The organism is Micromonospora siamensis (assembly GCF_900090305.1).
Taxonomy (GTDB): Bacteria; Actinomycetota; Actinomycetes; order Mycobacteriales; family Micromonosporaceae; genus Micromonospora; species Micromonospora siamensis.
Genome location: NZ_LT607751.1, coordinates 5,822,573 through 5,844,646, shown reverse-complemented (window position 1 = coordinate 5,844,646; position 22,074 = coordinate 5,822,573). Strand labels below are relative to the sequence as shown.

25 protein-coding genes are annotated in these 22,074 nt (G+C 73.8%); 14 read left to right on the top strand and 11 right to left on the bottom strand.

Going from position 1 to position 22,074, the window contains the following annotated elements:
• Positions 1 to 21: 21 nt before the first annotated feature.
• Entirely contained in the window at positions 22 to 1,146 is a 1,125-nt protein-coding gene (gene rsgA / locus GA0074704_RS26700) for a ribosome small subunit-dependent GTPase A (RefSeq protein WP_088974010.1), read from the bottom strand.
• Positions 1,116 to 2,417: a 3-phosphoshikimate 1-carboxyvinyltransferase gene (aroA, locus tag GA0074704_RS26695; protein ID WP_088973027.1), complete on the bottom strand. Its 1,302-nt coding sequence runs from the start codon at positions 2,415 to 2,417 to the stop codon at positions 1,116 to 1,118. The genes rsgA and aroA overlap by 31 nt, the downstream gene beginning before the upstream one ends.
• Positions 2,418 to 2,518: 101 nt before the next feature.
• On the opposite strand from aroA, the gene GA0074704_RS26690 reads away from it, so the two are divergent.
• The 5 genes from GA0074704_RS26690 (at position 2,519) to rsrA (ending at position 6,005) form a co-directional block, all read left to right on the top strand.
• Positions 2,519 to 3,229 carry an SOS response-associated peptidase gene (locus GA0074704_RS26690; RefSeq protein ID WP_088973026.1) on the top strand — a complete coding sequence of 237 codons (711 nt, stop codon included), beginning with the start codon at positions 2,519 to 2,521 and terminating at the stop codon, positions 3,227 to 3,229.
• Between the two features lie 208 nt (positions 3,230 to 3,437).
• On the top strand, positions 3,438 to 3,830 hold the full coding sequence (locus tag GA0074704_RS26685) for a WhiB family transcriptional regulator (RefSeq protein ID WP_088973025.1): 393 nt from the start codon (positions 3,438 to 3,440) through the stop codon (positions 3,828 to 3,830).
• 158 nt (positions 3,831 to 3,988) lie between these two features.
• A complete protein-coding gene (locus GA0074704_RS26680; protein ID WP_088973024.1) occupies positions 3,989 to 4,624 on the top strand; it encodes an alpha/beta hydrolase family protein in 636 nt (211 codons plus the stop codon).
• Between the two features lie 285 nt (positions 4,625 to 4,909).
• Positions 4,910 to 5,716, top strand: a complete 807-nt coding sequence (locus GA0074704_RS26675; protein WP_088973023.1) for a sigma-70 family RNA polymerase sigma factor — start codon at positions 4,910 to 4,912, stop codon at positions 5,714 to 5,716.
• Between the two features lies 1 nt (position 5,717).
• On the top strand, positions 5,718 to 6,005 hold the full coding sequence (gene rsrA / locus GA0074704_RS26670) for a mycothiol system anti-sigma-R factor (protein WP_088973022.1): 288 nt from the start codon (positions 5,718 to 5,720) through the stop codon (positions 6,003 to 6,005).
• Positions 6,006 to 6,123: 118 nt separating this feature from the next.
• On the opposite strand, the gene GA0074704_RS29905 is transcribed toward rsrA, so the two are convergent.
• Positions 6,124 to 6,198 carry a 50S ribosomal protein bL37 gene (locus GA0074704_RS29905; RefSeq protein WP_369700219.1) on the bottom strand — a complete coding sequence of 25 codons (75 nt, stop codon included), beginning with the start codon at positions 6,196 to 6,198 and terminating at the stop codon, positions 6,124 to 6,126.
• Positions 6,199 to 6,427: 229 nt separating this feature from the next.
• Between GA0074704_RS29905 and GA0074704_RS26665 the strand changes: the two genes are divergently transcribed.
• Together GA0074704_RS26665 and GA0074704_RS26660 are read left to right on the top strand one after the other, a co-directional pair.
• Complete coding sequence (locus GA0074704_RS26665; protein WP_088973021.1) at positions 6,428 to 6,643, top strand: biotin/lipoyl-binding carrier protein; 216 nt, start codon at positions 6,428 to 6,430, stop codon at positions 6,641 to 6,643.
• Complete coding sequence (locus GA0074704_RS26660) at positions 6,640 to 7,173, top strand: GNAT family N-acetyltransferase (protein ID WP_088973020.1); 534 nt, start codon at positions 6,640 to 6,642, stop codon at positions 7,171 to 7,173. The genes GA0074704_RS26665 and GA0074704_RS26660 overlap by 4 nt, the downstream gene beginning before the upstream one ends.
• Here the strand turns inward: GA0074704_RS26660 and GA0074704_RS26655 are convergent.
• Positions 7,149 to 7,793: a TetR/AcrR family transcriptional regulator gene (locus GA0074704_RS26655; RefSeq protein ID WP_172880995.1), complete on the bottom strand. Its 645-nt coding sequence runs from the start codon at positions 7,791 to 7,793 to the stop codon at positions 7,149 to 7,151. The two genes, GA0074704_RS26660 and GA0074704_RS26655, sit on opposite strands and share 25 nt — an antisense overlap.
• Before the next feature lie 106 nt (positions 7,794 to 7,899).
• Here GA0074704_RS26655 and GA0074704_RS26650 point away from each other — a divergent pair, with 106 nt between their 5' ends.
• The gene (locus GA0074704_RS26650; RefSeq protein WP_088973019.1) at positions 7,900 to 9,486 is read left to right on the top strand and encodes an MDR family MFS transporter; all 1,587 of its coding nucleotides are present in this window, start codon (positions 7,900 to 7,902) and stop codon (positions 9,484 to 9,486) included.
• A 74-nt stretch (positions 9,487 to 9,560) separates the two neighbouring features.
• Here the strand turns inward: GA0074704_RS26650 and GA0074704_RS26645 are convergent, their stop codons facing one another.
• Positions 9,561 to 11,393 carry a tetratricopeptide repeat protein gene (locus GA0074704_RS26645; protein WP_088973018.1) on the bottom strand — a complete coding sequence of 611 codons (1,833 nt, stop codon included), beginning with the start codon at positions 11,391 to 11,393 and terminating at the stop codon, positions 9,561 to 9,563.
• 135 nt (positions 11,394 to 11,528) lie between these two features.
• Between GA0074704_RS26645 and GA0074704_RS26640 the strand changes: the two genes are divergently transcribed.
• Positions 11,529 to 13,076: a PAS domain-containing sensor histidine kinase gene (locus GA0074704_RS26640; protein ID WP_088974008.1), complete on the top strand. Its 1,548-nt coding sequence runs from the start codon at positions 11,529 to 11,531 to the stop codon at positions 13,074 to 13,076.
• A 21-nt stretch (positions 13,077 to 13,097) separates the two neighbouring features.
• On the opposite strand, the gene GA0074704_RS26635 is transcribed toward GA0074704_RS26640, so the two are convergent.
• On the bottom strand, positions 13,098 to 14,552 hold the full coding sequence (locus tag GA0074704_RS26635) for a glycosyltransferase family 39 protein (RefSeq protein WP_088973017.1): 1,455 nt from the start codon (positions 14,550 to 14,552) through the stop codon (positions 13,098 to 13,100).
• 549 nt (positions 14,553 to 15,101) lie between these two features.
• On the opposite strand from GA0074704_RS26635, the gene GA0074704_RS26630 reads away from it, so the two are divergent.
• Genes GA0074704_RS26630 through GA0074704_RS26620 form a run of 4 tightly spaced genes read left to right on the top strand, consistent with a single transcriptional unit; the run spans position 15,102 to position 18,458 of the window.
• A complete protein-coding gene (locus tag GA0074704_RS26630; protein ID WP_088973016.1) occupies positions 15,102 to 16,814 on the top strand; it encodes a nitrite/sulfite reductase in 1,713 nt (570 codons plus the stop codon).
• Positions 16,811 to 16,969 (top strand): IS1 family transposase, encoded by a 159-nt coding sequence (locus tag GA0074704_RS29125; RefSeq protein ID WP_172880797.1) that lies wholly within the window; start codon positions 16,811 to 16,813, stop codon positions 16,967 to 16,969. The genes GA0074704_RS26630 and GA0074704_RS29125 overlap by 4 nt, the downstream gene beginning before the upstream one ends.
• On the top strand, positions 16,966 to 17,727 hold the full coding sequence (locus tag GA0074704_RS26625; RefSeq protein WP_088973015.1) for a phosphoadenylyl-sulfate reductase: 762 nt from the start codon (positions 16,966 to 16,968) through the stop codon (positions 17,725 to 17,727). Before GA0074704_RS29125 ends, GA0074704_RS26625 begins: the two co-directional genes overlap by 4 nt.
• Positions 17,709 to 18,458 carry a sirohydrochlorin chelatase gene (locus GA0074704_RS26620; RefSeq protein WP_088973014.1) on the top strand — a complete coding sequence of 250 codons (750 nt, stop codon included), beginning with the start codon at positions 17,709 to 17,711 and terminating at the stop codon, positions 18,456 to 18,458. Before GA0074704_RS26625 ends, GA0074704_RS26620 begins: the two co-directional genes overlap by 19 nt.
• Positions 18,459 to 18,554: 96 nt before the next feature.
• Here the strand turns inward: GA0074704_RS26620 and GA0074704_RS26615 are convergent, their stop codons facing one another.
• Together GA0074704_RS26615 and GA0074704_RS26610 are read right to left on the bottom strand one after the other, a co-directional pair.
• Positions 18,555 to 18,812 (bottom strand): WhiB family transcriptional regulator, encoded by a 258-nt coding sequence (locus tag GA0074704_RS26615; RefSeq protein WP_088974007.1) that lies wholly within the window; start codon positions 18,810 to 18,812, stop codon positions 18,555 to 18,557.
• Positions 18,813 to 19,257: 445 nt separating this feature from the next.
• The gene (locus GA0074704_RS26610; RefSeq protein WP_088973013.1) at positions 19,258 to 20,205 is read right to left on the bottom strand and encodes a diacylglycerol/lipid kinase family protein; all 948 of its coding nucleotides are present in this window, start codon (positions 20,203 to 20,205) and stop codon (positions 19,258 to 19,260) included.
• On the opposite strand from GA0074704_RS26610, the gene GA0074704_RS26605 reads away from it, so the two are divergent.
• Positions 20,204 to 20,638, top strand: coding sequence for a hypothetical protein (locus GA0074704_RS26605; protein WP_231926689.1), 435 nt, complete (start codon positions 20,204 to 20,206; stop codon positions 20,636 to 20,638). The genes GA0074704_RS26610 and GA0074704_RS26605 overlap by 2 nt on opposite strands.
• 30 nt (positions 20,639 to 20,668) lie before the next feature.
• On the opposite strand, the gene GA0074704_RS26600 is transcribed toward GA0074704_RS26605, so the two are convergent.
• From GA0074704_RS26600 to sodN, 3 genes are all read right to left on the bottom strand, one after another.
• On the bottom strand, positions 20,669 to 21,076 hold the full coding sequence (locus GA0074704_RS26600; RefSeq protein WP_088973011.1) for an ATP-binding protein: 408 nt from the start codon (positions 21,074 to 21,076) through the stop codon (positions 20,669 to 20,671).
• Entirely contained in the window at positions 21,073 to 21,585 is a 513-nt protein-coding gene (locus GA0074704_RS26595) for a GNAT family N-acetyltransferase (protein WP_088974006.1), read from the bottom strand. The genes GA0074704_RS26600 and GA0074704_RS26595 overlap by 4 nt, the downstream gene beginning before the upstream one ends.
• 65 nt (positions 21,586 to 21,650) lie before the next feature.
• On the bottom strand, positions 21,651 to 22,055 hold the full coding sequence (gene sodN, locus GA0074704_RS26590; RefSeq protein ID WP_088973010.1) for a superoxide dismutase, Ni: 405 nt from the start codon (positions 22,053 to 22,055) through the stop codon (positions 21,651 to 21,653).
• Between the last annotated feature and the right edge of the window lie 19 nt (positions 22,056 to 22,074).

Here is a 22,074-nt window from a genome sequence, read left to right as displayed (position 1 = left end):
GAGACGGTAGCCGGGCCCCGGTCAGGAGCCGGCGAGCGGGTCGCCGGGGTTGCGTTCCGGTTCGCGGGGGTCGCCCTCGCCGCTGCGGGAGGCCAGGAGCCGACGGTACGACGCCAGCCGGCGCGCGTCGGCCTTGCCGGCGGCCACCCAGGCGTCCAGGGCGCAGTCCGGCTCGTCCGGGGTGTGCGGGCAGTTCGCCGGGCAGTCCACCGTCCCCTCGACCAGGTCGGGGAAGCCGTGCAGCAGGCTGTCGGCGGAGACGTGCGCCAGCCCGAAGCTGCGTACCCCCGGGGTGTCGACGATCCAGCCGGGCGCCGCGCCCGGCTCCACGGGCAGCGGCAGCGCCACCGCGCTGGTCGAGGTGTGCCGGCCGCGACCGATCGCGCTGACCGTGCCGACCGCCCGGAAGGCCTCCGGCACCAGCCGGTTGACCAGCGTCGACTTGCCCACCCCGGAGTGCCCCACCATGACCGAGATCCGGCCGGCCAGCAGGGCGCGCAGCGCCGCCAGGTCGGAGTCCGGCCGGACCAGCACGTACGGCAGCTCCAGCTCGGTGTAGTAGTCGAGCACCGCCTCCGGCCCGGCCAGGTCGGCCTTGGTCAGGCAGAGCAGCGGCTCGATGTCGGCGTCGTACGCGGCCACCAGGCAGCGGTCGATGAACCCGGTGCGCGGCGGCGGGTCGGCCAGCGCGCTGACGATCACCAGCTGGTCGGCGTTGGCCACCACCACCCGCTCCAGCCGCCCCTCGGCGGTGGTCTCGTCGTCGTCGGCGGTACGCCGCAGCACCGACCGGCGCTCGGCGATCCGGACGATCCGGGCCAGCGCGCCGTCGGCGCCGGAGGTGTCGCCGACCAGGGCCACCCGGTCGCCCACCACCACCGACTTGCGGCCCAGCTCCCGGGCCCGCATCGCGGTCACCGGCGGCGCGTCCGGACCGGCCTCCGACAGGACGCAGGTGTACCGGCCCCGGTCGACGGCGATCACGAAGCCGTCCACCGCGTCGGAGTGCGAGGGCCGGGTCCGGGTCCGCGGGCGCGACGACTTACCGGGCCGGACCCGGACGTCGTCCTCGTCGTACTCCCGCCGCTTGGTCGCCAGGGTGTCACCTCCGCACGTCAGCTCTTGCCGGTCACCATCCCCGACCATAGTGCCGGGAACTCCGGCATGGTCTTGGAGGTGCAGGCCACGTCGTCGAGTTCGACGCCCGGCACGGCCAGCCCGGCCACCGCGGCGGCATGCGCCATCCGGTGGTCGGCGTACGTCCGGAACGTCCCGCCGCGCAGCGGGCGGGGGCGGATCTCCAGGCCGTCGGGGGACTCGGTGACGTCCGCGCCGAGCGCGGCGAACTCCCGGGCCAGCGCGGTGAGCCGGTCGGTCTCGTGGCCCCGGATGTGCCCCACCCCGGTGAACCGGGACGGCGAGTCGGCCAGCATCGCCAGCGCGGTCAGCACCGGGGTCAGCTCGCTCACGTCCGACAGGTCGGCGTCGATCCCGTGCACGGTGCCGGTGCCCCGGACGGTCAGCCCCTCGGTGCCCAGGGTCACCTCGCCACCCATCCGGTGCAGCAGCGAGCGCAGCTGCTCGACCGGCTGCATGCTGCTGCGCGGCCACCCCTGCAGGGTCACCTCACCGCCGGTCACCAACGCGGCGGCGAAGAACGGCACGGCGCCGGAGAGGTCCGGCTCGATCTCCCAGCCGCGACCGCTGAGCGGACCCGGCTCGACGGTCCAGACGTCCGGCGTGCCGTCGTCCACGGCGGCGCCCGCGGCACGCAGCATCTGCACGGTCATCCGCAGGTGCGGCGCGGACGGCACCGGCGGCCCCTCGTGCCGGACCACCACGCCCCGGTCGAAGCGGGCCCCGGCGAGCAGCAGGCCGGAGACGAGCTGGCTGGAGGCGGAGGCGTCGATCACCACCTCACCGCCGCCGACCCGACCGGCGCCCTGCACGGCCAGCGGCAGGCTGCCCGGGCCGGCGGAGTCGATGCGTACGCCCAGCGAGCGCAGCGCGCCCAGCAGCGGGCCGAGCGGGCGGACCCGCGCCTGCGGGTCGCCGTCGAAGGTGACCCGCCCCTCGGCCAGCCCGGCGACCGGCGGCAGGAACCGCATCACGGTGCCGGCCAGCCCGACGTCGACGTGCGCGGGGCCGACCAGCCGGTGCGGGCGGACCAGCCAGCGCTGGTCGTCGGCGATGGACACGTGCGCGCCCATCGCCCGCAGCCCACCGGCCATCAGCTCGGTGTCCCGCGCGCGCAGCGGCCCGGCCAGCGTCGACGGGCCACTGGCCAGGGCGCTGAGCACCAGGGCCCGGGCGGTCATCGACTTCGAGCCGGGCAGTCGCAGGGTCGCCGCGACCGGATCGGAGGCGGTCGGAGCGGTCCACGGCTGGGGCGGTCGCGTCGCGGTCTGAGTTCCCACGGTGACATTCTGCCCGGTGGGAGGCCCGGCGGAGCCGGGTGGTGCGCGTACTCCCGGTTGGCGGGACAGCTGGAAACGCGTTGCCGGGATAGCGTGTGCCCATGTGCGGGAGGTACGCGACGACCCGGAGTTCGGGTGACCTGAGCGCGCTGTTCGAGTCGTACGACGAGACCGACGGCCGGCTCGGCCCCGACCACAACGTCGCGCCCACCGACCGGGTGCCGCTGGTCCGCCTCGACCCGGCCGGGCACCGCGCGCTCGGCGTGGCCCGCTGGGGCCTGGTGCCGCACTGGGCGGCCAGCACCGCCGGCGCCGCCCGCATGATCAACGCGCGGGCCGAGACCGTGGCGACCAGTCGGGCGTACGCGTCGTCCTTCGCCCGCCGCCGCTGCCTCGTCCCCGCCGACGGCTGGTACGAGTGGGTGCGCACCGCCGGCGGCAAGCAGGCGTACTACCTCACCCCGGCCGACGGCTCGGTGCTCGCCCTCGCCGGCATCTGGTCGCCCCGGACCCTGCCCGACGGCTCGGAGCTGACCACCTTCAGCGTGCTCACCACGGCCGCGGTCGGCGAGCTGGCCGAGGTGCACGAGCGGATGCCGCTGCTGCTGCCCCGGCAGCGGTGGGAGTCCTGGCTGGCGCCCGTGGCGGACCCGACCGCCCTGCTCACCCCGCCGTCCGGGGAGTGGCTCGCCGGGCTGGAGATCCGGCCGGTGGGTCCGGCGGTCGGTGACGTCCGCAACGACGGCCCCGGGCTGATCGAGCGGGTACCGCTCCCAGGCGACCGGGCGCCGGAGGAAATGCCGCTCTTCTGAGCCGGGGGCGCGCATTGTGGCGCACTGATTCGGGGGAGTTGGGGTGAATCGTCGTGCGCGTTTGCGCCGTCTTTCCGACAGAACCTTGTCCCGACGTTCGTGAATGCGATAGAACACAGCGCCGGTGATGGGTGCCGATTCGCACGGGGCGGATCCCACCCATCGATCGTTTTTTGATCTTTGCCGGTCCCACGGGGGAGGTGGGTGGATGACACGGGCACGTATGCCCCGCCCGCATGAGGTGGCTGCCGCACGACGAGATCCGCGACTGCTGCGGGCGCTACGCGAGCGGCGACACGACGAGGCATGGCGGACCAGAGGAACCTGTCGGAGCGTCGACCCGGAGACATTCTTTCCGGCGCCGAACGAGCCGGCCGACGCGGCCGTGGCGCTCTGCCGCAGCTGTGACGTCCAGGGCTCATGCCTCGCCTGGGCACTGGAGGTCGGTGACTGTCACGGGGTGTGGGGCGGCACCACGCCACGGGAACGCCGGGCGATGCTGGTGGCCTGGCGCAACGAGGTCGAACCGGACCCGGACGCGGTCGACGACGCCGGTCCACCGGTCCGGGACCGGCTGCTCACCCTGGTACCGCTGAGCTGACCCAGGGTCGGCGATCCAACATGCGCCAGGTCGGGCCTTCCGCCCGACCTGGCGCACCGTCTTGTGCCCGGGATGCGGCAGGTCGGGCCTTCCGTCGGGGCTGACGCGCCGAGACGCGGCAGGTCGGCCCGTCGGCGGGCGGGCGACCCAGGTGCGGCATGTCGGGCGCGCAGAATGGGGCGGTGCGCCACGACCTGATCGACACACCCCGCGGGCCGGCCCGCGTCGAGACCGACGCGCCGGACGGCCCGGCCGGCTCGCTGCTCGTCCTCGGGCACGGCGCCGGCGGTGGGGTGGACGCGCCGGACCTGCTCGCCGTCCGGGACGCCGCCGTCGACGCCGGCCTGACCGTGGTCCGGGTCACCCAGGCTTACCGGGTGGCGGGCCGGCGGGCGCCGGCGCCCGCCGGACAGCTGGACGAGGTGTGGGTGACGGTTCTCACCGAGCTGCGTGCCCGGCATCCAGGGCTGCGGCTGGTGGTCGGCGGCCGGTCCAGCGGTGCCCGGGTGTCCTGCCGTACCGCCCGGCTGACCGGCGCGGTCGGCATCGTCGCGTTGGCCTTCCCGCTGCACCCGCCCGGTCGGCCCGAACGCTCCCGCGCCGAGGAACTGCTGACCGGTCTGCCCACCCTGGTGGTCAACGGGGACCGGGACCCGTTCGGGGTGCCCGCCCCGGGCGGCCCGGTGCGGGTGGTGACCCGGCCGGGGGAGCGGCACGACCTGCGCAAGGACCCCGTCGGCACGGCCGCGGTGGTCCGCGACTGGCTGCGCGGGCAGGGACTCACCTCGGGCTGAACCCGGTCCGGGACCGGGCCGGCAGCCCGCCCCGGTCACGGTGGCGCGGGCCGGGTACGGCGTCGGCGCGCCGCCCGTCCCGTTTCCGGCCGGGCGGCCCCGTCGTTGCATCGGATGGTGTCGCTCGCCCGGTTCGGGCGGTCGGCACCGGTCCTCCCAGGCCCTTCCTGGTCCCAGCGTCGGTCGCCACCGGCGCGGGGCCGGGAACGGGGCGGCCGTGGAATGCCCGGGTGGTGATCGGGCGTTACACCCCCCGGACGACACATCTGGCGAGGGGGGTGACCGGTGCCGACCGAGACAAGGAGCCGGGAGCGGGACGAACGGGGAGCGCGGCAGCTGAGGCAGCTGCTCGACGCGCCGGAGTGGCCCGCGCAGGCCTCAGCGGTGAGTGCCGGCACACAGTCGGAAGGTGAATCCGCCGCCAGGCGGGTACGCGTATCCTCGGCGGGAAAGCATCCGACGCGAGGGGATGTGCGGTTGACAACCGAGAAGACGGACGAGCGCAGGGCCCGCTTCGAGCGGGACGCGATGCCCTTCGTCGACCAGCTCTACGCTGCCGGGCTGCGGATGACGCGCAACCCGGCGGATGCCGAGGATCTGGTCCAGGAGACCTACCTGAAGGCGTACGCGGCCTTCCACCAGTTCGAAGAGGGCACGAACCTCAAGGCCTGGCTGTACCGGATCCTGACCAACACCTACATCAACTCCTACCGCAAGCGGCAGCGGCAGCCGATCCAGGCGCCGACCGAGGAGATCACCGACTGGCAGCTCGCCGAGGCGGAGTCGCACACCTCCAGCGGGCTGCGCTCGGCCGAGACGGAGGCGCTGGACCGGCTGCCGGACAGCGACGTCAAGGAGGCCCTCCAGCAGTTGCCGGAGGAGTTCCGCCTGGCGGTCTACCTGACCGACGTCGAGGGCTTCTCCTACAAGGAGGTCGCGGACATCATGGGAACGCCCATCGGCACCGTGATGTCGCGACTGCACCGAGGCCGTCGTAATCTGCGCAAGCTGTTGGAGGGCTACGCCGCGGAGCGCGGGTTCAGCGCCGCGTCCGCGAAGGGCTCTACCGCCGCCGCCGGCCGGGAGGTGTGACGTGAGCTGTGGAGAGCCGCACGAGACGGACTGCCGTGAGGTGCTCGCCGAGGTCTACCTCTACCTCGACCTGGAGTGCGCTGAGGAGCGCCGTACCCTGATCCGCCACCACCTGGACGAGTGCGGGCCCTGCCTGCGCGAGTACGGCATCGAGCAGGAGGTGAAGGCGCTGGTCGCCCGCTGCTGCGGCAACGAGACCGCGCCGGAGGAGCTGCGCCAGCGGCTCAAGGTCCGCCTGACCGAGTTGGTGGTCTTCGAGACCACCGAGTCCCGCGAGCTCGCCGACTGAGCGACCGCGACACGCGCGACGACGCCGGTGGCCCGGGTCCCTGAGAGGACCCGGGCCACCGGCGTCCGTGCCGAACGGCACGCTGTCGATCGTCGCAGACGGGTACGCCCGCCGTCGATCAGGAGTTGGGGCGCTTGCCGTGGTTCGCGCCGCTCTTCTTCCGGGCCTTCTTCTTCCGGGCCTTCTTCGCCATGCTGTGCCTCCTTGTGCTGGTCACGGTCCGACCGCGGGCGAGCGCGGCGGTGGTCGCGTGCCGCCCCCCGGACTGGCCGAGGGCCGACGGCGATGATGCTAGTGCGGGCCGCCCGGCTGGTGGACCGGTGGGGCGGGAACGGACCCGTCGGTCGCGCCGCTCCCACCCGGGCTCCGTCCATGATTGGATACCGTTCGCAGGTACACCGGTGGAAAGGGAGGGCCGTCAGATGGCCGAGGAGATCCGCGCCGAGATGGTGGCGAACGTCTGGAAGGTCGTCGCGTCGGCCGGGGACACCGTGTCCGAGGGGGACACGCTGGTGATCCTGGAGTCGATGAAGATGGAGATCCCGGTCGTCGCCGAGTCGGACGGCGTGGTCAAGCAGCTCGCCGTGAACGAGGGCGACGTGGTCCAGGACGGTGACCTGATCGCGGTGATCGATTGACCGGCCTCACGGTCCGCCCGGCGGTCCCGGAGGACTTCCCGGCGGTGGCCCGGCTGACGGTCGCCGCCTACGAGGCCGACGGTCAGCTCAAGGACGAGAACAGCTACGCCGTGGTGCTCGCCGACGTGGCCACCCGAGCGGCCAGCGGCGAGGTGCTGGTGGCGGCGGACGAGACCACCGGCCAGGTGCTCGGCTCGGTCACCTTCGTGCTGCCCGGCACCCCGTACGCCGAGCTCTCCGGGCCCGGCGAGGCCGAGTTCCGGATGCTGGCGGTCGACCCGGCCGCGCAGGGTCGGGGGGCCGGCGCGGCGCTCGCGCGGGCGTGTCTGGCCCGCGCGGCGGAGCTGGGTTGCCGGGCGGTGGTGATCTGCGTACGCGACGGCCACGCGGTCGCGGCGCACCGCCTCTACGACCGGCTGGGCTTCGTGCGTACGCCGGAGAAGGACTGGTCGCCGGCGGCCGGTATCGAGCTGCTGGGGTTGCGCCGCGAGCTGGCCGGTCCGGCTCAGGCGGCGTCCGACCTCGGCTGATCGCCGGCCCCGGGCTGCTCGACGGTCCGCGCGGCCGGCCCGCCGGCCGGCTCGGAGGCGATCCTCGCGAGCAGCTCGTCGGCGACCTCCAGGGCGATCCGCCGGCGTTCGTCGTTGGTGATGTCCGGGGCGCGGACGGCGAACCAGCTGCTGTGCACGGCGAACAAGGTCAGCGCGGCCCGGAGCTGGGCGGCCGGTGACTCGTCGCCCCGGCACAGCTCGTTGGCCAGGCGCATCATCCGGTCGCGCATCTGCAACCCGGCGCTGAGGCTCTTGAGCACGGTCTGGTTCTGCTCGAAGAAGCGCATCACCGAGGGCTGGTCGCCGGCGAACATGGCGTCCGCGTACCGGCTGATGAGGATCCGACGGGTGTCCAGGGTGGCCGGCTGGGACCGCGCCCACTCGATCAGCTCGTCCATCCGGCGCAGCCGGTCCTCGACGAAGCTGCTGACGATCTCGTCCTTGCTCTTGAAGTGGTAGTAGAGGGCCGCCTTGGTGACGTTCAGGCGCTCCGCGATCTCCCGCAGCGAGGTCTTCTCGTACCCCTGCTCGGTGAAGAGTTCCAGCGCGACGGCCTGGATACGTTCCCGCGTGCCGCCTGTGCTCTGGCTCACCCACACCACCCAATTCGCTTGACGGTCCGTCGTTTCCCAACTTACCGTGCGGCTAGTAAGGTGACTAGCCGGGCGGCAAGTAAGTGCATCACATCTCGGGGGGAGCTTACCCATGACTCAGTCAGCTCAGCCGGCGGCGAGACCCAACGTGCGGGTCGTGCTGTTCGGTCTGATGATCGCGATGATGCTCGCGATGCTCGACAACATGATCGTCAGCACGGCGCTGCCGAGGATCGCCTTCGAGTTCGGCGGGGCGAACCACTTCACCTGGATCGTCACCGCGTACGTCCTCGGCACCACCGTCTCCACCCCGATCTGGGGCAAGCTCGGTGACCTGTACGGCCGCAAGAGCGTCTTCCTCACCTCGGTCGTCGTCTTCCTGGTCGGCTCCGCGCTCTGCGGCATGTCCGGCTCGGCGATGCTCGGCGGCGTCGACAACGGCCTGATCGAGCTGATCGTGTTCCGGGCCGTCCAGGGTCTCGGCGCCGGCGGCCTGATGGTCGGCGTGATGGCGATCATCGGTGACCTCGTGCCGCCCCGGGAGCGGGGCCGCTACCAGGGCATGTTCGCCGGCATCATGGCCATCGCCATGGTCGCCGGCCCGCTGGTCGGTGGCTTCATCACCGACAACCTGTCGTGGCGGTGGGCGTTCTACGTCAACCTGCCGCTCGGCGGCGTCGCCCTGCTGGTGCTCGCGACCACCATGCACCTGCCGAAGTACCGCACCGAGCACAAGATCGACTGGCTGGGCGCCGCGCTGCTGTCGGTCGGCATCACCGCGATCGTGCTGGTCACCACCTGGGGCGGCACCGAGTACGACTGGATCTCGCCGCAGATCCTCGGCCTCGCGGCCCTCGCCGTGGTCGCCCTGGTCGTCTTCGGCCTCGTCGAGCGCCGGGTGCCAGAGCCGATCCTGCCGCTCGGCCTCTTCGCCAACCGGAACTTCGCCCTGATCTCGGTGATCGGCTTCCTGCTCGGTTTCGCGATGTTCGGCGCGATGAACTTCCTGCCGCTCTACCAGCAGACCGTGCAGGGCGCCTCGGCCACCAACAGCGGCCTGCTGCTGCTGCCGCTGATGTTCGGCATGCTCGTCGTGTCGCTGGTCGTCGGCCGGGCGATCACCACCACCGGCCGCTACCGGATCTTCCCGATCGTCGGCGGCGTCGTGATGACTGTCGGCATGTTCCTGCTCAGCCGGCTCGACGTGGACACCAGCAAGACGATGTCCTCGCTCTACATGGTGGTGCTCGGCGCCGGCATGGGCTTCCTGATGCAGACCTCGATGCTGATCGCGCAGAACAGCGTCGAACAGAAGGACCTCGGCGCGGCCAGCGGCGGGGCCACCTTCTTCCGCTCCATCGGCGGCTCGTTCGGCATCTCGCTGTTCGGCGCCATCTTCGCCAACCGGCTGGCCGACTCCCCGGCCGGCACCGCGTTCAGCGGGGGCGGCGGCGAGGGCGGCCGGATGGACCTGGAGAAGCTGAAGGCCCTGCCGGCGCAGACCCGGGAACTGGTCCTCGGCGGCCTCTCCGACGCCATCTCGCACGTGTTCCTCTGGGCGGTGCTCTTCACCGTCCTGGTGCCGCTGCTCGCCTGGTTCATCAAGGAGGTGCCGCTGCGGTCCAGCAACGACACCCCCGCGCCGGACGCCAGCGGCGAGGAGCAGGCCGAGGTCGCTCTCGGCAAGGCCGGCGTCTGACGCCGACGCTCGACGACACGCCGCAGGTCGCCCCCTTTGCCGTGAGGTGAGGGGGCGCCCTGCGGCGCGGCCGGTCAGCGGCGGCGGAAGAGGGCGGTCAGGCGCAGCCAGAGCCGGGCCAGCGCACCCGGGCCGGTCGAACCGGCCGCGTCGGCGATCAGCTCACCGGCCAGCGCCTTCGTCGCCGGGTCCAGCGCCGGAGTGGCCAGCGCCAGGTGGGCCAGGGAGGTGGCGATGGGGACCGGCCGGTCCCGGGACACCGCCGCCACGTCAGCGAGCCGTTCGGCCACCACCGAGGCCACCTCGGGGCGTACCGCCGGGTCCACCCAGGCGGCGGTGACCAGGGCGAACAGTGCCGCCTCGGTGGTCCAGTCCTCCACCCCCCAGACCAGTTCCAGCAGCACCCGGCGCCGGGTGGAGTCCGTCCACGGCTCGTCGGTGCGGTGGTGCAGCAGGCCGAGGCAGGCCCACACCTGGGCGCAGCGCACCCAGAGCGACGGGTCCTGGTCGCCCAGCACCCGACCCAGCGCGGTGGCCGGCGCCTCGGGCGGGTGCACCAGCAGGCCCAGCAGGTCGGCCAGCTCCAGGGTGGCCAGGCCGACCGCGGCGTCGTACGCGGCCGGCGGGTGCGGCCAGGCGGGCTGGGCGAGCTGGCGCAGCCGGTCGGCGGCCGCCGTCGACGGGGCGGGCAGCGCGGGCGCCGCGGTGGTGCCGTCGTACCGCCAGAGCTGGCAGGTGCTGGCCCGGCGGGGTTCCCGCGGGTCCGGGTCCGCCACCTCGGCGACCTCGACCCGCAGCCCGGGCACCGCCGCCGCCGCGGTACGCATCGCGCTCGGCGGCTCCAGCCCGTCGAGGCGTACGGCGGCGGTGAGGGTGCCGTCGGCGGCCAGGCTCTGCCGCAGCACGTCGACCATCGTCCCGCCGGCCGGGGTGACCTGACCGAGCCAGGGCCGGCCCCGGCAGCACTCGGCCAGGTCACCGTGCTCGTGGCTGTCGTCGGGGTGGTCGCGGACGAAGTCGGCCAGCGCCACCAGGTGCGCCACGTCCCCGTCGCGCTGGAACCGCAGCCGGTACGCGGTGTGCACGGCGCAGTCGAAGGTCGGGTCCCGGGCCAGCGCCCGGTCGATCCACTCCAGCGCCTCGTCGAGCCGGCCGTTGTCGGCCAGCGTCCCCGCGATGTCGGCGTACACGGCCAGGTCGTCGGGGTCGTGCTCGACCGCCCGGCCCAGCGCGGCGAGCGCCTCGCGGATCCGGCCGGCGCTGCGGTACGCGTACCCGAGCCACACCTCGCCGAGCTTCGACGGCTGTGCGCGTACGCCCCGGGAGGCCCAGGTGACGGCGAGGGTGACCTCGCCGACCCGCCGGGCCAGCGCGGACGCCGCGCCCAGCAGCAGGCCGTGGCCGGGATGCGCGGCGACCGCGTTCCCGGCCAGGGTGAGGTACGGCCGCAGCGCCGACCGGCCGGCCCGGGGCACCGGGTCCGGAACCGCCGCGCAGACCTGCATCAGCAGCCGGGCGATCCGGTCCGGGTCGAGCCGGGCGGCCAGCTCCGGCGCGACCACCCAGGGCACCCCGGCCCAGTCCGAGCGGGGGGCGTGCGCGGTGGCCGCGGCGAGCAGGTCCAGCCCGTCGGCCGGCCGGCCGGCGGCGGCGAGCAGGTGGGCCCGGGCCACGACGGTCCCGACGAAGGCGTGCCGGCCGAGCGGGAACAGGTCGAGCGCGTCCGGGCCGGCGGCGGCGGCCAACCGGGCCAGCGTCTCGTGCGCCTCCGGCAGCGTGGGCGCCCGCAGCAGCGCCCCGGCCACGTGGTCCGCGGCGTGCGTCAGGTCACCGGTCTCCAGGGCCGCCCGGGCCAGGGCCAGTTCCTCCGCCGCGGTGAGCGCGGGTTCGTCCCTTCCCTCGGACACGTCGACCTTTCCTCCGCCGGTGCTTTCCTGGGCCGGGCAAGCCTAGGGGATCGCCGGCCGGTCCGTGATCCACGCCCCGGCCGTCCGGCCCGGCCGCCGGCGCGCCGGCGGGCCCGTCGTGGCACGCTGGTGGGCGTGTCCACGCTGCGCGACCTCGCCGAGGAGCACACCCAGCTCCGGCCCTCCGACGTCGACCACCTGCACCGGCTCGCGGGGGACTGGCAGCTGCTGTCCGACCTCTCCTTCGCCGACCTGCTGCTCTGGGTGCCGGTCGACGGCGAGGGCACCTATCTCTGCGTCGCCCAGGTGCGGCCCACCACCGCGCCGACCGCGTACCTCGACGACCAGGTCGGCCGGATCGTCGGCGGCCCCGAGGTGGCGCACCTGGAGGTCGCCCACCGGCAGGGCCGGATCTGGCGGGAGGGCGACCCGGTCTGGTACGGCGACGTGCCGGCCCGGCACGAGGCGATCCCGGTGCGGCTGCGGACCGCCGAGGGGGAGGCCGGCGAGGTGATCGCGGTGGTCGGCCGGGACACCAACCTCTCCACCGCCCGTACGCCCAGCCAGCTGGAGCTGAACTACCTGACCACCGCCGACGACCTGGCGCAGATGATCGCCGACGGCACCTTCCCGCCGCCCCGGCACCCGGGGGAGACCACCTCGGCGCCCCGGGTCGGCGACGGGCTGGTTCGGCTGGACGCGGGCGGCAAGGTCACCTACGCCAGCCCGAACGCGCAGTCCGCGTACCGGCGGCTGGGATACGCCTCCCATCTGGTGGGGGAGGACCTGGCCAAGCTGCACCGGCGGCTGGCCAGCGACCCGCTGGAGGGCACCGACGCGGCCAACGGGGTGCTCGCCGCGCTGCGCGGCGAGGCGCCGCCCCGCCGGGAGATCGACGCCCGTGGCGCCACCATGCTGACCCGGTCGCTGCCGTTGATGCCGGCCGGCGTGCCGATTGGCGCGCTGGTGCTGGTCCGCGACATCACCGAGGTACGCCGCCGGGACCGGGCCCTGATCACCAAGGACGCCACCATCCGGGAGATCCACCACCGGGTGAAGAACAACCTGCAGACCGTGGCGGCGCTGCTCCGGCTCCAGGCCCGCCGGGTCTCCATGCCGGAGGCCCGGGTCGCCCTGGAGGAGTCGGTCCGCCGGGTCGCCTCGATCGCGCTGGTGCACGAGACCCTCTCCATGTCCAGCGACGAGGCGGTCGAGTTCGACGGCATCGTCGACCGGGTGGCCAGCGCCGCGACCGAGGTGGCGGCCACCGAGGTCTCCGTCGGCATGCGCCGGAAGGGGACCTTCGGGGTGCTGCCCGCCGAGATCGCCACCTCGCTGGTGATGGTCCTCAACGAGCTGCTGCTCAACGCGGTCGAGCACGGCTTCCCGGCCCCCGGCGAGGAGGGGCCGGCACCGGTCGATCCGGCCGGCCGGCCCGAGGTGGTGGTCACCGCGCACCGGTTCCGCAAGCAGCTGCACGTGTCGGTGGCCGACAACGGCCGGGGCCTGCCGGCCGAGTTCGACGCCGAGCGCGGCGGCCGGCTCGGGTTGCAGATCGTCCGGGCGCTGGTCACCGGCGAGCTGCGCGGCACCATCGAGCTGCGCAACGGGGCCGAGGGCGGCACCGAGGCGGTGCTGGTCGTCCCGCTCTCCCGCGGCACCGCCGACCGGCTCGCCGGCTGACCCCGCCCGGCGGCCCCGGCTTCAGCGGCTGAGCAGGGCGATCGTCAGGCCGGGCCGGTGCCACACCTGGCGCACGGCGTAGCCGTCGCGCAGCGCCGCGCCCTTCGCCCCCGGAACGGCGGCCGGCGGGTCGTCGTGCCGCCCGGCGACCACCAGCCACACCCGCTCCACGCCGGCCAGGCACCCGGCCGGCTGGTCGCACTCGTCGGCCCAGAGGTCCGCGCGCTGCCGCTGGTCGCGGACCACCAGCACGTCGCGGGGCCGCCGCGACCCCAGGTGGTACGCCGTGCCGACGTCCAGCAGCAACGGCCCGTCCCGGGGCGACCAGACCACACCATCACTGGCCTGCTGACCGTTCTCGATGATCCGGGCTGCCCCCCGGTAGTCCACCTGGGCGGTACGCGGCCAGTCGTGGGTGCGCCGGATCCCGGCCTGGTCGGGCAGGCCGAGCAGCCCGGCCAGGGCCACCACCGCCAGCCCGGCCGGCAGGCGTACGCCGGCCAGCGCCGCCCCGGCCAGCAGGCAGGCGAACGGCACCGTGAGAGCGAGGTAACGGGGCACCCAGAGCGGCACGTACCGCCCCGCGACGAAGAGCAGCAGCACCGGCGCCAGCAGGCAGGCCGCCGGCAGCACCGCCCGCCGGCCGCCCCGGGCGGCGCCGAGCGCGGCCAACCCGACCAGCAGCCCACCGACCACACCGCTCTGGGTCAGCCCACCGGGCAGCGCGGCCAGGTCGGCGAGCCGGGCCCGGTCGACCCAGTCCAACTGCCGCGAGTGCTGCGTACGGGCCAGCAGCGCCAGCGGGGTGACCAGGGCCGCGGCGGGCAGCAGGGTGAGCAGCCAGCGCACCGCCTCTCGTCGCCAGGTGGCAGTCGTCGGCTGGCGTCGGGCGACGAGCACCGCGACGCCGTGGCCGGCGAGCAGGCCGAGAGCGAGCAGGTGGGTCAGTCCCAGCGCGGCGACCGTAGCGGCGTACGCGGCCCATCGGCTCGGTGCCGGCCGGTACAGCGCCGCGACCAGCTGCAGCGTGGCGAGCACGGCGAGGAGCGCGGCCAGGGCGTACGGCCGGGCCTCCTGGCCGTACCGGGAGGTGCCCGGGAGCGCCGCGAACAGCAGGCCGGCCAGCAGCCCGGCTCGGGGGCCGAACAGCCGGTCCCCGAGCGCGGCGGTCAGCCCGGCGGCACCGGCAACGGCGAGTGCCGACGGCAGCCGTAGTGCCGTCGGCGAGTTCCCGGCGCCCGCCAGCCAACCGTGCATGAGCAGGTAGTACGGGGCGGTGACCGCGTCGATCGTGCCGGCCATCCGGACCAGGTCCCCGACCGGTCGGGTGGCCGCGCTCCAGGTGGCCAACTCGTCCCGCCACGGCTGCGCCTGCCCGATTCCGATCAGGTTGGTCAGCAGCGTGATGCCGGCGGGCCACCCCCACACCGGCACGGCTCGCCCCACGGCCCGTACCCGGTTACCGGGTCCGTGCACAGCGGCACCCCGGTCCGACCCCTCGGACCTGTCGCCTGCCCCGGACGTGTCGGCCACGCACCGAGCCTCGCACCCGCCGCCCGGCGTGCGGGCCGGAAGCGCCGCCCTCGTCCCCGCATCCCTACCGGTGGCTGGTGCCGGTTCAGGCTCAGACCTCGTGTTGAGCGTGATACCTCAGGGTCATTTTGATACCTCTGAGGTATCGCGCTCACGTGTTCGTTGCGCCGCCGGTCAAGAGCCGCGCGCAGGCAGGGGTAGGCCCGTGATGTGGGATGGGGCACGCGATCGTTGGCCGGGTCACCTGCCGTGTGGCAGCATGACGGTCATGACCGCCGCTGTCGTCCGCCGCTTCGTGGCTCGTCGCCACGTCGATTACGGCCGCGTGCGCAGCGCGATCTGTCCGGCCTACTGACGACGCCCGACCAATCTGTCTCGGGCGCGCTTCCGCGCCGGCCGTTCAGACACCGTTGTCCTCGGCCCCCGGCTCAGGGGCCGGCCGTCGCGCCCGCGCTCCCACCGAGGCATCAGCAGACAACGGAGGACGCCGCGATGGCGGTCAGCAGCACCCCGGCCCGCGCCCAGGACCCGACGGCTCCCGCCGCGCGGGCGCCCCGCCGCCAGCGCGGGGAGGGACAGTGGGCGTTGGGGCACCGGGAGCCGCTCAACGCCAACGAGCGGATCAAGAAGGACGACGACCCGCTGAACGTACGGGCCCGGATCGAGAACATCTACGCGCACGGCGGTTTCGCCTCCATCGATCCGCAGGACCTGCGCGGCCGGTTCCGCTGGTGGGGGCTCTACACGCAGCGCAAGGCGGGGATCGACGGTGGCCGCACCGCGGTGCTGGAGCCGCACGAGCTGGAGGACGAGTTCTTCATGCTCCGGGTGCGGGTCGACGGCGGTCAGCTGTCCCTGGCCCAGCTCCGGGTGATCGCCGACATCTCCCGCGAGTTCGCCCGGGACACCGCCGACATCACCGACCGGCAGAACATCCAGTACCACTGGATCCGGGTCGAGGACATGCCGGAGATCTGGCGCCGGCTGGAGTCGGTGGGCCTGCAGACCACCGAGGCGTGCGGCGACTGCCCGCGCATCGTGCTGGGCAGCCCGGTCGCCGGGGTGGCCCCGGACGAGCTGGTGGACCCCACCCCGGCGATCGACGAGATCGTCCGTCGGTACGTCGGCGACAAGGCGTACTCGAACCTGCCCCGCAAGTTCAAGACCACCATCTCCTGGCTGGTCGACACCCCGTACGAGGCGAACGACATCGCCTTCCTCGGGGTGGACCACCCGGAGCACGGCCCCGGCTTCGACCTCTGGGTCGGCGGCGGCCTCTCCACCAACCCGATGCTGGCCAAGCGGCTCGGCGTCTGGGTGCCGCTGGCCGAGGTGCCCGACGTGTGGGCCGGGGTGGTCGGCATCTTCCGCGACTACGGCTACCGCCGGCTGCGCAACCGGGCCCGGCTGAAGTTCCTGGTCTCCGACTGGGGGGTGGAGAAGTTCCGCGAGGTGCTGGAGAAGGAGTACCTCGGCCGCACCCTGCTCGACGGGCCGGCGCCGGAGCTGCCGGCGAAGCCGATCGACCACATCGGCGTGCACCGGCAGCGCGACGGCCGTAACTACGTCGGCGCCGCTCCCGTGGTCGGGCGGGTCTCCGGCAGCCAGCTCGCCCGGCTCGCGGACGCCGTCGAGGCGCACGGCAGCGACCGGGTACGGCTCACCCCGTACCAGAAGCTGCTGGTGCTCGACGTGCCGCCGGAGCGGACGGAGTCCCTGGTCGAGGCGCTGCGCGGGATCGGCCTGGAGGCCCGGCCGTCGGCCTGGCGGCGCGGCACCATGGCCTGCACCGGCATCGAGTTCTGCAAGCTGGCCATCGTCGAGACCAAGGCGCGCGGCGAGGAGCTGGTGGCCCGGCTGGAGGAGCGGCTGCGGGACTTCGACGCCGACATCTCCATCCACCTGAACGGCTGCCCGAACGCCTGCGCCCGCACCCAGGTCGCCGACATCGGCCTCAAGGGCCAGCTGGTGGTGGGCCCGGACGGCAGCCAGGTGGAGGGCTTCCAGGTGCACCTCGGTGGCGGCCTCGGCATGGCGCAGGGGCAGACCGCCGGGTTCGGCCGCAAGCTGCGCGGCCTGAAGACCACCGCCGACGAGCTTCCCGAGTACGTGGAACGACTGGCCCGCCGCTACCTGGCCGGCCGGAGCGAGGGCGAGACGTTCGCCAACTGGGTGATCCGGGTCGACGAGGAGGAACTCCGATGAGTGAAACCCGTTCCGCACCGCTGTACTGCCCGTACTGCGGCGAGGAGGACCTGCGGCCGAACGAGGCCGGGCACGGCGCGTGGGAGTGCCACGCCTGCGCACGGGTCTTCACCGTCAGGTTCGGCGGCCTGCTCTCCCGGGCGGTGGCCCGATGAGCCTCGCCTCCGCCGCGAACCTGGGCCTGGTCGGCGTCGGCGGCCCGCGCACCGACGACCCGGCCCGCCGGGACCCGGAGGAACTGCGGGCGCTGGCCGAGCGGGCCGGCCGGGAGCTGGAGGGCGCGCCCGCCCTGGAGATCGCCCGCTGGGCGGCGGAGACCTTCGGCGACCGGTTCTGCGTGACCAGCTCGATGGCCGACGGGGTCCTGGCCCACCTGGTCTCCCGGGTCGCCCCCGGCGTCGACGTGGTCTTCCTCGACACCGGCCTGCACTTCCCGGAGACGCTGCGGGTGCGCGACGAGGTGGCCCGGCGGCTGCCGGTGAACGTCCGGTCGATCCGGCCGCGCCGCACGGTGGGGCAGCAGGACGGCGAGTACGGCCCGCGGCTGTTCGAGCGGTCCCCCGACGACTGCTGCCAGCTGCGCAAGGTCGAGCCGCTGGAGCGGGCCCTCGGCGGGTACGACGCCTGGGCGGCCGGGCTGCGCCGGGACGAGTCGCCGACCCGGGCGAACACGCCGGTGGTGACCTTCGACGCCCGGCGCGGCAAGGTCAAGGTGAACCCGATCGCCGCCTGGCGCCAGTCCGATGTCGACGCGTACGTCTCCCGGTACGACATCCCGGTGAACGAGCTGTTCAGCCGCGGCTACGGCTCGATCGGCTGCTGGCCCTGCACCCGCCGTACGAAGGCGGGGGAGGACGCCCGGGCCGGCCGCTGGGCGATGTTCGAGAAGACCGAGTGCGGCCTGCACCTCTGACCGGCCGGGTGCCGCCGGTGGTCCTGGTGGCGCACGGCAGCCGGGATCCCCGGGCGGCGGGGGCGACCCGGGCGCTGGCCCGCGCCGTCGAGGCCGCCCGGCCCGGCGGTGTGGTGCTGCCGAGTTGGCTGGACCACACCGAGCCGGGGCCGACCGCGGTGCTGCGCGAGCTGGCCGCCGCCGGGCACCGGGACGTGGTGCTGGTGCCGTTGCTGCTCACCGCCGCGTACCACCGGCGGGTGGACGTGCCGGCGGCGGTGGCGGCGGCCCGGGAGACCGCGCCGGACCTGACCGTACGCGTCACCGACGTGCTCGGCCCGGTGGCCGGCGCGGTCGACGACGCCCTGCTGGCGGCGCTGCGCCGACGGCTGGCCGAGGCGACCCCCGGCGGGTACGACGCCCTGGTGCTGGCCGCGGCGGGCACCCGTGACCCGCGGGCCCGGGGTTCGGTGGGCCGGGTGGCCGCCGCGCTGGGCGAGGCGTTGCACGTCCCCGTCCGGGTGTCGTACGCCTCGGCCGCCCCACCGGCCGCCGGACCGGCGGTGGCCCGGTTGCGTGCCGGCGGGGCGCGTCGGGTGGCCGTGGCGGCCTACTTCCTCGCCCCCGGGCTCTTCCACGACGCGGTGGTGGCCGCCGCCCGGGAGGCCGGCGCGGTGGCCGTGGCCGCCCCGCTGACCGACGTCCCGGACCTCGCCGAGCTGGTGCTGCGGCGCGTCGGGTCGGCCGGCTGAGCGGCGACAGTGGCCGACCCCATCGGGGGCGAGCGGGGGACAGCAAAACGCCCCGGAGGGTTGACCCTACCGGGGCGTAGCTGTGGTGCGGTCGGTTCAGGCGGAGTGGGCGCGCAGCACCCGGAGCCCGCCGCGGCGCTTGACCGCGCGGCGCTCCTCTTCACTCATCCCGCCCCAGACGCCGGCGTCCTGACCGGACTCCAGCGCCCACTGAAGGCAACTGTCCGTCACCGGGCAACGCCGGCAGACGGCCTTGGCCTGCTCCACCTGCAGCAGAGCCGGACCGGACGTCCCGATCGGGAAGAACAGCTCCGGGTCCTCGTCGCGGCAGACGGCATCGTGGCGCCAGTCCATGGCGGCAACACTCCTCATTCTGGATGGGTGGCAGATGTCGCTCGTTGCTTTTTCTATATGCATCCGCAGTGCCGGCAGTGACGGTTCGCGTCGACCTATTCGGCAATGCGTGAGCAGGCTGTGGGCCCCGTGGACCTGCTGGAACAGCTCAACCGATCGAGCATATCCAGGCAATGTCCCGGTAACACAAGTGCGCTTGTGAATACTTTCACGAACGCTCGCGATGTCAAGGGTGGCGCTCGGAAAAACTCCGCACGGTGAGCAAGCTCACGACCCCTTTGTCCGGGTTTCCGGTACCTCTGGTTACCCGCCGTACCACAGTCGAGGATCAATATAGTACAGTCCGCGTGACATTGCTGACATTTCCGGCACCAACCCTCCCGGTGTCGCGGGCCACCGCGTGCGTGCGGTACGTCACCGCTCGACCAAGGGCTGTACCCGAGACCTAGCAGATTACTCTCAGTGCGTCCGGAACGGATGCGAATCTAACTTTCTGCCGCTCGCCAAGATAGTCCCCGTCCAGCTGAAAAGCCTGTGGACGGGCCGAGACCAGCGTGAACTCCGGCACGTCGTGCAGCCGGAGCACCTGGCGGCCACGGGGATCGGCGTGTCGCGCCACTGACTGGGTCACCGTCCGTGCCGTGCTGGCCACTCGCAGTCGGCGCAGCGCCAGCACGTCCAGACCCAGGTCGAACGACGCCTCTGGATTCGGGTTGATCTCCCGCTCGCCCAGGTACGTCCACGGCGCGGTGTTCTGGATGATCACCGTGGCCAGCTCCTCCTCGGCCTGCTCGCCCGGCCGCTCCAGGCTGATCGCCGGATGGCGCCGGTCGGAGGAGAAGAAGTACTGCGCGAACGTCGAGCGCATGTAGAGCGCCGGCGTGGACACCCGCCCGCGGCGCCGCGCCTGCTCCACCCGGTGGATCACCGCGGCGTCCACCCCGAAGCCGGCGCAGAAGGTGAAGTACCGGTCGTCCGCCCGGCCCAGGCCGATCGTCCGCGACCGGCCCAGGCGCAGGCCCTCCAGGATCATCGAGGTGCCCTCCGGCCACTCCCGGGGCAGCCCCAGGGCGCGCGCGAAGACGTTCGTGGAGCCGCCCGGCACGGTCGCCAGGGCGGGCAGGCGCTGCGCCGGCGTACCGCCGTCCGGAGTGGCGGGCAGCCCGGCCATCAGGCCGTTCACCACCTCGTTCACCGTGCCGTCACCACCGAGGGTGACCACCACGTCGACGCCCTCCTCGGCCGCCTCGCGGGCCAGGGTGGTGGCGTGACCCCGCCGCCGGGTGTACCGGACGGAGAGGTCGACCTCACTGCGCAGCGCCCGGACCAGCACGTCCCGGCTGCGCTCACTGGTGGTGGTGGCCTTCGGATTGACCACCAGGACGGCCCGCATGGGCGGCACTGTACCGCGCCGCCGCACCGGTATCGTGTCGCGCGTGACCATCGACCCCGCCCCGTTCCCCGCCACGCTGAGTTGGGCGGTCCGGCTGCTGCGGGCGGAGGCGGTCGCCCTCGGCCTGGTCGCCGCCTGGCTGATCTGGGCGGACCTCACCGCCGACACCGTCGACCTGACCTCGGCGCTCCTGGTCACCGGGTTCGCCGTCGCCGCGGCGGTCGGGCTCTGGGCGCTCGGCGGGGCACTCGCCTCCCGCCGGGCCGGGGCCCGCGCGCCGGCCATCGTGCTCCAGCTCATGCTGCTGCCGATCGGCTGGTACATGATCCAGGGCGGCCTGGGCTGGCTGGGCGTACCGCTGATGGCGCTCGGTCTCGGGGTGAGCGCGCTGCTGGTCAGCCCGCCCACGACCCGGGCGCTGGGCCTGGGCTGACGGCCGCGCCCGGTCGGCGCGGCCGGCGGCTCACCAGCCGGAGGAACGCCGGCTGAGCAGGGAGATGGTCGCCCGGCCGTTCGAGGCGGTCGCCGCCGCGTCGGTGGTCAACGCGGTCAGCACCTTCCACGCGAACGAGGACTCCGAGGGCAGGGTCGCGCCGCGCACGGTCGGCACGGTGACCTCCACGCCCAACGCGTCGTCGGTGACGGCGAACCGGCAGTCCAGTTCGGCGTCCCGGGTGGCGATGGCGAGCAGCATCGCGCAGGCCTCGTCGACCGCGATGCGCAGATCCTCGATCTCGTCGAGGGCGAACTGGAGCCGGGCCGCGAGCCCGGCCGTGGCCGTGCGGAGCACGCCGAGGTAGCCGCCGTCGGCGGGCACGGTCAGGTGGACCACGTCGTCGTCGATGGTCGGCCGTCCGGTCAGTTGAGTCACGCCGCATCCCCCCGGTCGGGGACTCTACCCGTACCCGGTCCGGGGCGGGCGGTGAGCGTCGCCCCCGCGGCCGGCGGCCCGGTCAGCTCGGCGGCCAGCGCGTCCAGCGCCGGGCCGGCGAGCCGGTACGACACCCACTCCTGGAGCTGCGTGGCGCCGATCGCGGCGTAGAAGCGGGCGGCCGGATTCCAGTCGAGCATCGACCAGTCCAGCCGCTGGTAGCCGCGCTCGACACAGACCGCGGCCAGGGCGGCCATCAGCGCCCGACCGGCCCCGCTGCCCCGCAACGCCGGGCGGACGTACAGGTCCTCGAGGTAGATGCCGTGCCCGCCGGCCCAGGTGGAGAAGTTGAGGAACCAGAGCGCGAAGCCGACCGGCTGGCCGCCGGCGTCCGCCGCCACGTGCCCGAAGAGCGCCGGCGACGGGCCGAACAGCGCGGCCCGCAGCTGCTCCTCGGTGAGGTGGCACTGCTCCGGGGCGCGCTCGTACGCGGCCAGCTCGTGCACCATCGCGACGACGGCCGGCACGTCCTCGGGACGTGCCGGCCGGATCGTGAACGCCGGGGAGGGAAGGCTCACGCCTTCTTGGTCTCCCAGAAGATCTTCGAGATCTCGTCGATCTTCTGCAGCAGCTCGTCGGCCTTCGCCGGGTCGGTCGCACCCTTGGCGCCGGCCGCGCCGGCCGCCTTGGTGGCCTCGTTGAAGAGCTGGTGCAGGTGCGGGTACTTCTCGAAGTGGGCCGGCTTGAAGTAGTCGGTCCAGAGCACCCAGAGATGGTGCTTGACCAGCTCGGCCCGCTGCTCCTTGATCAGGATCGCGCGGGTGCGGAACTCCGGGTCGGTGTTCGACTGGTACTTCTCGCAGATCATTTTGACGGACTCGGCCTCGATCCGGGCCTGGGCCGGGTCGTAGACGCCGCACGGCAGGTCGCAGTGGGCGCTGGCGGTCACGCGGGGCGTAAGGATGCGAGGAAGGCGCATCGGGATCCTCCATGGGACG